Below are 9,462 nucleotides of genomic sequence, written 5' to 3'. Positions count from 1 at the left end.
TACCGGCGAGCAGCGTCGCGATCTCCTCGAAGTCGTCGACGATCGACACCAGCGCGGATCGACCATCATCACCAGCCAGGTGCCGATCGAAAATTGGCATGAGGTCATCGCCGACCCGACCATCGCCTCGTCCACAACGCTCACCGCCTCATCCTCAAAGGAGACAGCATGCGGAAAATAACTGCCCAACGCGCCAATCTTGACGCCGCGAAGAAAACCTGACCCAACTCCTCATGCCGGCAACGACACCCCGGCCGCCTTCGTCGGAACAGGTGGCCGCCTTCGATCGGAATGCATGGTCGCGTTCAATCGGAATCCCTGGCCGCAATCCCCGGAATCCGCACTTCGGCCTTAGCGGGGTTCAGCTTGAAGGTTTCCCCGTAGCTTTTCAGGAGCATTTGAGTGACGCTCAGATCGCGGCGGATCGATCGAATTTTACCGGCGTCGAACGCGCCATTCCCCCGCTTGATCTCGTAGGCGCGAAGGGTCTTATCCGCATTGTCGAATGCGATCATGTCGATCTGCAATGAGCGGACTGCCTCGCCGTAGGGAAGCGTTGTGGACGAGTACGCTTCGTCGGGCTGTTGCCCCACAATCTGGTCCGCAGCGCGGGAGACCTTGAATGCATCCTCCCTCCAAACCTTGTGCCGATTGCTCTCACGAAGACTTTCCCTGATAGCGACTTCGAGAATCGCACCGTGGCGCTTGTAGGCCGAGCTAATGATGCTGGTCTGGCGGGAAAATTTTTCGCCCGAGATTGGGTCAACCAAGAAACGCTGCGACGCCAGTCTGGAAATCGTTAGATCTACTACCGGGGTGACCCTATCGAGATAAGCCATCAATGCCGCCTGTGAGAAATGCGGCAAAGCTACAACCTAACCGGGTTGCCGGGTTCCCCATTCTTAGGCAATGGTTAATGGCGCCAGAAGTCGGCAGCGATAACGAGGACTCAATGACGAACCCTGCGAACGAGCTGCGCCCTACGGCAATGTCGCTGCTGAAAGCCGAAATCACTCGTTTTTACAAGGCGCTGAGGTGCTTTGCATCCGGGGTAGGTGCGGAGTTGGAAAGACCTACACCTGGGAAATGTTCTTAGGCGAGGTCCATGCCGCCGAGCCTCTCCAGCAAAAATACTCATACGTCTCGCTGTTTGGTCTCGATACGCTGGACAAGTTCAAGACCACAATTTTCGAGAACACGTCCCAATCGAAAGCATCGGGAGCGAGCCATCGCTTAAAACCCTCGACCTAAATCTCAGGCAGGCCGGCACCAGTCTTCTAAAGGCCTTCAAACCTGGTTTAGCCGCGGCGGCTGATCAAGTGTCGTTCCTTGCGGTGCGGGATTTGATCGTGTGTATCGACGACCTTGAGAGAAAAGGAGAAAAGCTGCGAGTTGTTGACGTGTTGGGTATCGCCTCCCTTTTGAAGAGCGGCGTAACTGCAAGGTCGTAATGATTCTGAACGAAGAAGAACTCGAAAACAAAAGATCAGGAGACGTTTGCGAAATACAGCAAGAAAGTTATCGACTCCTCCCTCGTCTTTGCACCCACGCCTGTCGATTCTGCTGAAATTGCAATCAAGGGGCCCGCCCCTCACATGCGGCAGCTTGCCGACTGTGGGATCAAACTTGGAATCGCAAATATCCGCATTCTCAAGAGGCTGGAGCGCTTTGTTTCGATGGTTGAGACGAGCATGCGGCGCCGCGCCAAGCCGGCTCGATTGCGTTTTCTGCTGCGAGGATGTGGCAAGTGCCAAGGCGTTCAGGAACCGATTTGCGCAAGGTTCTCAAATCTACGAGGTTGAGATCCAAGCCACCACTTTGACGCACATTGGAAACTACGATCATTGACTGACATGGCGGACGGCCCAACTGTCGAGACCATTCAGGCGAGCGCCGCTTCCTATTGGAGGGACGAGCCAAAGGGCATCAAAGAGATCCTGGTTGGAGGAGCCGTGAAAATCGTGGCGAGGATCGATGGATAAAAGTGGACCCGCCAGCCTGAACCGGCGGGCTCACCTCGGTCTTGTCATTTCACGCCCAGAGGCCCTCCGAGACAATCTCGACGCGCGACATGGTCCCGTCGAGGTAAGCCGGCGCGTCGAGAGGCAGCGGAGAGTGAATGTCCCCGTATGCCTTCATAGGATTTTCCTTGTTGAAGGCGGCAATCAAGCGTCTTGCGCACGCCGGGATGTCGGTCCGACTAACACGACGCTCCGAAAGTTCGATCCAAAGGTCACCTACAATATCATCGCGAGCGCTTTTCTGAAGGTATCGCGGCGTGAAGCTGTACAGCCACTCGTAATCGCCATCTTGCGGCACATAGAGCGGAATATCATTGCGCACGAAGTCAGATGGGATTTCGACCGGCAACCCACGGATAGGCGCTATTGAATGGACGCTGCTGAAGCTTCGGACGGTGCCTGGATTGCGTGCCGCCATGGCCCAGCGCCTATTCACATCTGGCCGTGTCAACCTAAGGGTTCGCACTTGTAAGAAAGAGAGCGTCGACCGACGGCCAGCGGCCGGACTTGTGAGTTGTTTAAAGCTCATTCCGGTTAAGAGACCGCACTCGACGGTTCTAATGGCCTCCTCCGTCACTGGGGCTCCGATAAAGGCTCGCCGGCAAGTAATACAGGCACGTGTACCATTCCTCGAGTCGACTTTGACATTGTCGTCTGTGAGGGCGTGTCCGTATTTGCAATGGGTTTGGTATCCTCGAGACCCCGCCGCCGTTGCGAGCCTAGAATTTCTCGTGATCACCGGCTTGAACTTTGCCTCCCATGCTGGATTGCTCTTTCGATACAGCCTCAACCTAATCGTGTCATACTCACTAAGCAGTTTTCTTAAGGAGGCACCCAAATTAAGCCACTTTTCGATCAGTACGACGTCATCCGGCGTCAGGTGCACTGAGCCCTTAGACAAGGTTAGACGCGCTTCGATCTTCGGCGGCTCGGTGAAAGTCGTGTCCTCCGCCAGATAGCGGCCAACACCGCTCCAGTTGCGGACGCAGGTTTCGCACAACTTATGATCCCATTTCCGCTCTGCATGCATTTTAGCCACGATTTCGACAGACAGCGGGTGCCCTCGATTGCAGGCGGTGCGGCTGGCCACGGTGCGATTGTACACTCCTTCAAGAATCCGAGACTTGCCATTGCTCTCCACAAGAGCGCAGGCCTTCTCACCCCATTCAGGGTGCAATTCGCAATGCCTGCGAAATGCATCCGCCGAGCAAATCGGTGGTTCGCCGGCGCCGCCTGTGAGCATCCGAAGCGACTGGCCGGCTTCCAGCCTCGCCATGAACGTGTCAGCTTCGGTCGAGTTCATGGTGAACACTTCACCATTCACTATTGCGGAAAAGCAGCCGTGACAAAACTTGCGAGGACGAGAACGACCTCCATAACCGAAGCTGGACAGCGGTAAGCTCTGCTCACATCGACGACACTGCTGCATCATGACTGTCTCCTTTTGAGGAAGCGCGGAATGCGCGCCGTGAAGCCGAATCCTGAATCGCGGCGGCGCGTGGGCGACCTCCGACATCAGGATTTCTCATTGGACGCGGACAGCATTTGAGTCGGTCTTAGGACTTCCAGTCTGGATCGTTGCCTTCGTTCGATGCGATCGACGGATGGTGCGAGATGGCACGTCCGAAGTCGCGGATGCGCTGGCACGTCGCGCAGCGGACGCACGGCTGAAGCTCTCGCCGGGCGGCAGTCTGAGGTGGACGCGGCAACCAGGGGTTTGAGGGCGGGCCAGATTTCAGCAGCGGCAAACCGCCCCAAATGCAGCTCCAAAGGCCGCTCAGCCAGTCCCGTGGCGCCTTCCCTCAGCCCAGAACGATGGTTTCAACTCTCAGGCAGGCACGCACCTGTAGGCATAGGCGGCGGGTAGGTTTGCTATCGCGGGCAGCAACGCGAGGAAGTCTATAGGCCGCCGGCATCTCCTGCAGATGAGCGTCGGTGCATTCTGCGTGTCATCGCCTCGCGCCATTGCCGGTCCAAAGGTAAAGACTGTAGTTCCACTAGCAGGCGCTTGCATCTCCGGGTGACTACCGGTCGTGCATCAAAACAGGCGCACGCCAAGGTTAACTGACGGTAGAGGTTGGAAGCTTTATTTTACTGGTTGTAGGAAGTCACGGTTTCAATTTCTCTGGTAGATGTCCGAACACCCCATTGGAGGAAATCATGGCTGTTCTCGGAGTACTGCTTTTTGTTGTTTGCGCAATCTCGGTAATTTACCCTCTTCGCTTTCTTATGATCCCGAACCGGCTTGTTGCCGTTTGTGGCGTGATCGCATCGTTTGTGATCATCGCCACCAACGCGCCGCCGCAGACAAAGACGGCGAATGCCGCCGAGCAGGCACCAGCCTACACAAGCTCCGGCGGCTGCAAGACGGACGTCAATGGTGACATGAAGTGTTCTCACGAGTCCCAGCTCAATCTCTTTGGCAGCACCAGCCGGTCGAGTTCTGAGATGAAGTGCGGACAAAATCTTGTCACGCTTGCCTACGAGTGCAAATCATCAAGCAGCGCGTATTGAGCGATAAGGCCTGCCAGCGTGAACTGGCAGGCCTTTGAATCGCAATGCACGGAAAGGTGCGCTGAAACTTCTCGCCCTTCTGTCCGTAGTATCAGTATCCGGGATTTTGTTGATCCCTCTCGGGGCTGGACTAAACCCATCGCCGCCGGGACAAGGTATTGTTTGCCCGGCGGCGCATTTATTTGGCCTGGAACCGATGTAACCGACCTAGCAAGGTAAGCCCCATGCTCAGCCAGAAGCAATGGCGAGCCACCTGAGCCGCTAGGCCCATAGAGCTCGCATCAATCGCATGTAGGCTCCCCATGCCATGCGGCATGATAGTTGAGATCCAGCTTGTCGAGCATTCGGGACAGGTGAAACATGGCGAACACTAGCTCCGAGTGCGAGCCGTGGTCCGCTTCCGACATAAGCTGCTCAGTAATCTTGCCCATCATCAGGCAATCACGGATCGGTGTTTCCAGGTCGCGGAAAGCGTTGCTGTGTAGCTTCGCTACCTCTTCCTCGGTAATCATCCTGGTTGGGAGCGGCAGTTCAACGATGTTGCTCATGCCATCACCCCTTGCGCGCTTCTTTCCCATCATGCCCCCACTGCCATCAGGGCAGGCAAAATTTCGGCCGGCGAGGCGAGCAGGAATTGTTGTCACGAACCGCGGCTATCATCGTCATCAGCTACAGCAGTAAGAAAGAAGCGCAAGCACGCCCGCGGCGGTTGAGTATTTTGCAAGCGGCGTTGGTCTCCACATCAAAGGCCTGCAACATCGCATCTTCACTTACCTCAATGCGCTGATCGTTGGTCCTTGCATCCGTAAGCCGAACGCCTGCACCGACGATCTGTCGCGCTAGGGCACAATGAGCATCTACGGCGGCCTTCATACCTTCCCGCGCTCGCTTGTGGGCCTCGATAGCTTGAAATACAGGATCGGGCTCGCTGACCGGCGGGCTGCTGGCAGCATTGGCAAAAGTCGCGCAACTTGCTGCCGCAAGCTCCGCCGTCGCCAAAAAGACGCGCCTGTTCGGTGTGGTCTTGCCGTCCGTATGGTCGCGCGTCATCGGCGCGCCTGAAGATACCGCGTTGCTCATTTCATCTCGCAATGTGAGGGGTGAGGTACTCAATTACTCGCTTGCAGCCGAGCGGGCTGGTTATTTCACCTCCTTCCGGGCTTGCCAATGGCTTGAACGAGAAGCCCTTGCGGACGCCCTCAATGGTTTCGTGAAAGTATCCCTCGCACTGCCCGACTGTGCCGAACCTGAGAGCGAGTATGCCGATTTCGCGCTGCTGCTCGGGCGACAGCCGGTCCCATGCCTTGCCGGCATTAAACGCGGCAAGTTCGTGAAACGTGGGCAGGCGATCCGAGAGGGGTATTTCCGTGGGCTTTGCGACTTCAATCGGGGGCGTGCCGCCGCGTCGCACGCCGATGATTGTCCGCGCGTTCCAGGTGGCCGCGCGCTCGCGGTCGCCCTTCTGCAAGTGAACATCGACCATGCCGCGCGGCGTCTTGGCGCCCGCGTTTACGCTAAGCACGACTTCCTCGGAGCCGGTCACGTCACGGCGCATAAGGTGGCGCGCGACCTTGACGAAGGTGCTTTGGTTGGATGGCGCGAGCATGTGTCCGCTCCCTTATGCCCAACGCTGAGCGGGCAGCTCGAAAGCCGGCGCCATGCCAGTGCGCGCAACGCGGGCCTCAGCGAAGCCGCTGCGGATCTGGAGCCCGAGGTAATAGCTGTAGGGGCGGTTGACGTGATGGGCGCGCTCCCGGCAGGCGAGTTCGTCGGCATAGTCCGCCTTTGCTCGGGCATGGGCTTCGATCAGGATTTTGGATCGAATGGCGGCATGTGGTGAGCGCCGCTTGGTCGTGACGGAAGCCTCACGGCGCACCTGTTGCTTGGTGAAGGAATGGTGAGGACAGAGCTCCGCCGTTCACCGGAAAGGTGCTCTTTGTCATCTGGGTTGCTCTCGCAAGATCTATTTGATAGAAATTCTATTAGTACGCCTGCGCGGCGTACTCAATAGGAATTCTATCAATCGGAGTCTGAATGTTCTCAGTCCGCCAGATGAAAGCCGCGCGTGCGCTTCTCGCTTGGTCACAGGGCGACTTAGCCGAGGCCTCGGGGGTGTCTGAGCCAACCATCGCTAGACTTGAGTCGGAGGATAGCGAACAAGTGGGCGGTCGGGCGGAGACAAGCGCGAAACTTAAGGCCGCTCTAGAGAAGGCCGGCGTCGAGTTCATTCCAGAGAACGGCGGCGGGGCTGGGGTGAGGATGAAGAAGCGCAATCGCTGATTTTTTTATTCGGAAGTACCCCACCCATTTTGGGGCCCCAGCTCACCTACTTGCGAGCTGCAAAAGAGCCTTTTCCGCAGCCACCGCGGATGAGAAAATCGGGCGAACTTACCCACCCCAAAAAAGGGGCGAATCTTTTTGTGCCGATTATGCTCAATACCCCGGTTTTCATAGGTCGAAAAATCATCTCGCAAATCCAAAAAAGTCGAATTTTGCGGCTCTTAAATGTCGGGGACGCGATGCAGTTCATTCCGTCGATGCCGGTTAAATCGACGGGTCCCATGCCAAGGTTATGGTTTCGACCACCCCGCTGGGGGAATCTTCAATTCGCTCGATAAACCCAGCATGCTCAGCAATCTTCATGCATCCGAAGTCCATGCGCTTCGCCACTCCACCCACGGTCAAGAAGTTGATCGGAAGCGTCCTCGTCCCTGTCTGTTGAGCGAGGCGAACCAGATTTCTATAGAACGCCGACTGACGACCTGTTTGCTTGGCCGGAGCATCCGCGAATTGAGCTGCAGGCCGCAGCTTGCCGGGATTGCTCAGGGTCTTTGCGCCCGGCGCTTCTTCCCATTCGAAATTCAAGGTAACGGTCATGGTTTTGGTTGTCCTCTAAATCATCGCTCGCCTGGCAACTACGTTGACGGCGCATCCCGCGCAGAAATCTTCTTCGATCGTCGTGGGACAAGGTATTTGCGTTTGTAGGATAGCGGCGCTCCTCTGAGCACCGCTTGTTGTCACGACCGAGAGCATTCCAAGCCGCTAGGCGTTACCTTAAGTTACCTCGCGCAGTCCGAGAAGTTCTTGAGGTCGGAGATCTCGAGACGAAGGCCATCTACTGATGGATGTGTCAGCCCAGCTGGGCCGCCACGAAATCCACCGTATGTCCCGGTCGTCGAGCATTGCCTTAACTTCGGCGGGTGTGGCCTTGCCCATTGCCACGAGCTCATCAGTCTTGAACTCATCCACGACGAACGGCTTGCCCGCCTGGCGGCAAACCATCTTGACGAAGCAAGCCACATCTCCCGGCATAGCCGCCACTGAGCGCGCCTCGCTTAAGAGGTCACTTTCACTATCGTAGAGCGATTGCCCAAAATTCCGGACTCAACAGTAGCATGGCCGTTTCTTGACGATCGGAAAGGAACAACCGCAACAACAGCGCCGCGACCATAGCGTCTCTACATCTGTTCGCGCCGATCCTCATCGCGAGCCAGCTGTCGCCAACCCGGTTGAAAGCCGCCCCCAACCCAATGGCGAGAGCGAAGATCAGATCAAACTCGGCGTTGCCGAATATGCCATGCCCAAGCCATTGAACTATGCAGGCGATAAGAGCGACCCCGATATGAAGGGCGGTGAACTGCGCCGAACGGGTTGCCGATCGAACATCGCCCAAGCGGCCCAAATCAGCAACGCCAACGCGCACCACTGCAGATGCCCGAGATTGCCCATGATGTTCGACCATGCTTATTGGCGCGGCGTCAGAAGATTAGGAATGAAATTAGGGCCACAGATCAGAACACACACCGCGAGCCCGACCAAGACGGCCTCTGCACTCGCTCTGAAAGCCTGCAGCGCGAACTTGCTGCGGACCACGTATAACCATGTGAGCGACACCAAGGGGACAGCGATATTGTTGTGCTTCCAAAACCCACCGACGACCATCAAGAGTAATGCCGGGATCGGGTAGGCACCTCGTTCGGTTTGCCGCAAGAACCACACTAAACCGGCGCTCATGATTGCGAGGCCGGGTAACTGCGGATCGTTGGCTCCGATGTAGATTGTCGAGTTGCGCGACATGATGGCGAGATACCAGAGCGGGGCCACCACGGCACCGAGACGCCCACCCGTCAGTATCCGAACTGCGGCGAGCACTTCGATAGCGAGCGCGCCCAGGCCGACCAGCGAAAGCTAGCGTCCAACGTAAACGCAATCTACATGGAGTACCTTGCCGAGGAGACCGACCGCGTAGAAGGACAGCGGCGGATAAATATTCCCGATTAGACTTTCTGGTGCTGGATAGAGAGGCGCCTGTGCCGCAGCTGCATCCTGCCAGTAGGCATTCCAGGACTCGGTGAACCAGATCTCCACCATGAATTGGACTCGCCAAACCGGCCAAGCAAGGAAGTACGCAGCCGCAAATGTGAGCAGCGCAAAATAAAATGTCGAGCGCGCATCCACCCGTGCGACAGGGTGTGCGCCAGCAATCGAATAAGACAATCAGGAGCCCCCCGGCCCTTGTGATATGAACAGGAGCATTAGCGCTCCTCTACAACTTCAGCAAGCACCAAAAGGTCGGAGTACGGCTTCAGGACAGGATCAGCCTCAACGGCTGGCCGCAACTCGCGAGAGCCGTGTTCGACTCTGATCAACTGGGCGGTTAGCCAGCGGCTATGTCGGCTTTGGTGACGTAGATCTGATGGTCATCCAAGAGCCTGTTCAGCTTCACCTCAAGCACATGGTTTTGCCAGAAGATGACGGACCGGATGATTGCAATGAACAACGCTGGAATGCTTTCGGAGTGTATTCCTCCGGGGTGGGCCGCCTTGTTGAGTTGCAGGTATCCGACGAGGATCTAGCTTTAAGGCTAGCCTTAAGGTCGGTAGATGCGGGTAGAGGTCCTGGGCGGGGTTGAGCGTCGTCGTCGCTG

At 56.9% G+C, this 9,462-nt stretch carries 10 protein-coding genes and 1 pseudogene; 4 read left to right on the top strand and 7 right to left on the bottom strand.

All coding sequences use genetic code 11. The features are described 5' to 3' along the window. Positions 1 to 222: pseudogene (locus GWG67_RS38355) on the top strand (ATP-binding protein); the annotation flags it as partial. A gap of 83 nt (positions 223 to 305) precedes the next feature. Here GWG67_RS38355 and GWG67_RS38350 read toward each other — a convergent pair. Together GWG67_RS38350 and GWG67_RS38345 are read right to left on the bottom strand one after the other, a co-directional pair. Next, on the bottom strand, positions 306 to 839 hold the full coding sequence (locus GWG67_RS38350) for a hypothetical protein (protein ID WP_275174837.1): 534 nt from the start codon (positions 837 to 839) through the stop codon (positions 306 to 308). A gap of 1,192 nt (positions 840 to 2,031) precedes the next feature. Then, positions 2,032 to 3,324 (bottom strand): hypothetical protein, encoded by a 1,293-nt coding sequence (locus GWG67_RS38345; protein WP_275174835.1) that lies wholly within the window; start codon positions 3,322 to 3,324, stop codon positions 2,032 to 2,034. Between the two features lie 857 nt (positions 3,325 to 4,181). Here GWG67_RS38345 and GWG67_RS38340 point away from each other — a divergent pair. After that, a complete protein-coding gene (locus GWG67_RS38340; protein ID WP_275174834.1) occupies positions 4,182 to 4,535 on the top strand; it encodes a hypothetical protein in 354 nt (117 codons plus the stop codon). 281 nt (positions 4,536 to 4,816) lie between these two features. On the opposite strand, the gene GWG67_RS38335 is transcribed toward GWG67_RS38340, so the two are convergent. The 4 genes from GWG67_RS38335 to GWG67_RS38320 all read right to left on the bottom strand — a co-directional run bounded on the left by GWG67_RS38335 (position 4,817) and on the right by GWG67_RS38320 (position 6,411). Continuing rightward, positions 4,817 to 5,083, bottom strand: coding sequence for a hypothetical protein (locus GWG67_RS38335; protein WP_275174832.1), 267 nt, complete (start codon positions 5,081 to 5,083; stop codon positions 4,817 to 4,819). 121 nt (positions 5,084 to 5,204) lie between these two features. Then, the gene (locus GWG67_RS38330; protein WP_275174831.1) at positions 5,205 to 5,615 is read right to left on the bottom strand and encodes a hypothetical protein; all 411 of its coding nucleotides are present in this window, start codon (positions 5,613 to 5,615) and stop codon (positions 5,205 to 5,207) included. 1 nt (position 5,616) lies between these two features. Next, positions 5,617 to 6,141, bottom strand: coding sequence for a hypothetical protein (locus GWG67_RS38325; protein ID WP_275174829.1), 525 nt, complete (start codon positions 6,139 to 6,141; stop codon positions 5,617 to 5,619). Positions 6,142 to 6,153: 12 nt separating this feature from the next. Beyond that, complete coding sequence (locus tag GWG67_RS38320) at positions 6,154 to 6,411, bottom strand: hypothetical protein (RefSeq protein WP_275174828.1); 258 nt, start codon at positions 6,409 to 6,411, stop codon at positions 6,154 to 6,156. A 158-nt stretch (positions 6,412 to 6,569) separates the two neighbouring features. Between GWG67_RS38320 and GWG67_RS38315 the strand changes: the two genes are divergently transcribed. Beyond that, on the top strand, positions 6,570 to 6,815 hold the full coding sequence (locus GWG67_RS38315) for a helix-turn-helix domain-containing protein (RefSeq protein ID WP_275174827.1): 246 nt from the start codon (positions 6,570 to 6,572) through the stop codon (positions 6,813 to 6,815). Between the two features lie 264 nt (positions 6,816 to 7,079). Here GWG67_RS38315 and GWG67_RS38310 read toward each other — a convergent pair whose 3' ends face one another. Then, positions 7,080 to 7,412, bottom strand: a complete 333-nt coding sequence (locus GWG67_RS38310) for a hypothetical protein (RefSeq protein WP_275174826.1) — start codon at positions 7,410 to 7,412, stop codon at positions 7,080 to 7,082. Positions 7,413 to 7,941: 529 nt separating this feature from the next. Here GWG67_RS38310 and GWG67_RS38305 point away from each other — a divergent pair. Continuing rightward, positions 7,942 to 8,502 carry a hypothetical protein gene (locus tag GWG67_RS38305; RefSeq protein ID WP_275174825.1) on the top strand — a complete coding sequence of 187 codons (561 nt, stop codon included), beginning with the start codon at positions 7,942 to 7,944 and terminating at the stop codon, positions 8,500 to 8,502. Positions 8,503 to 9,462 lie beyond the last annotated feature (960 nt).

It is taken from the genome of Bradyrhizobium sp. CSS354, assembly GCF_029051725.1.
Taxonomy (GTDB): Bacteria; Pseudomonadota; Alphaproteobacteria; order Rhizobiales; family Xanthobacteraceae; genus Bradyrhizobium.
This window is presented reverse-complemented; position numbering and strand designations above follow the sequence as displayed.

Coding starts and splice junctions, on each gene's coding strand:
- GWG67_RS38325 (WP_275174829.1), bottom strand. CDS start 6,141: ATGCTCGCGCCATCCAACCAAAGCACCTTCGTCAAGGTCGCGCGCCAC.
- GWG67_RS38350 (WP_275174837.1), bottom strand. CDS start 839: ATGGCTTATCTCGATAGGGTCACCCCGGTAGTAGATCTAACGATTTCC.
- GWG67_RS38345 (WP_275174835.1), bottom strand. CDS start 3,324: ATGAACTCGACCGAAGCTGACACGTTCATGGCGAGGCTGGAAGCCGGC.
- GWG67_RS38310 (WP_275174826.1), bottom strand. CDS start 7,412: ATGACCGTTACCTTGAATTTCGAATGGGAAGAAGCGCCGGGCGCAAAG.
- GWG67_RS38330 (WP_275174831.1), bottom strand. CDS start 5,615: ATGAGCAACGCGGTATCTTCAGGCGCGCCGATGACGCGCGACCATACG.
- GWG67_RS38340 (WP_275174834.1), top strand. CDS start 4,182: ATGGCTGTTCTCGGAGTACTGCTTTTTGTTGTTTGCGCAATCTCGGTA.
- GWG67_RS38315 (WP_275174827.1), top strand. CDS start 6,570: ATGTTCTCAGTCCGCCAGATGAAAGCCGCGCGTGCGCTTCTCGCTTGG.
- GWG67_RS38335 (WP_275174832.1), bottom strand. CDS start 5,083: ATGAGCAACATCGTTGAACTGCCGCTCCCAACCAGGATGATTACCGAG.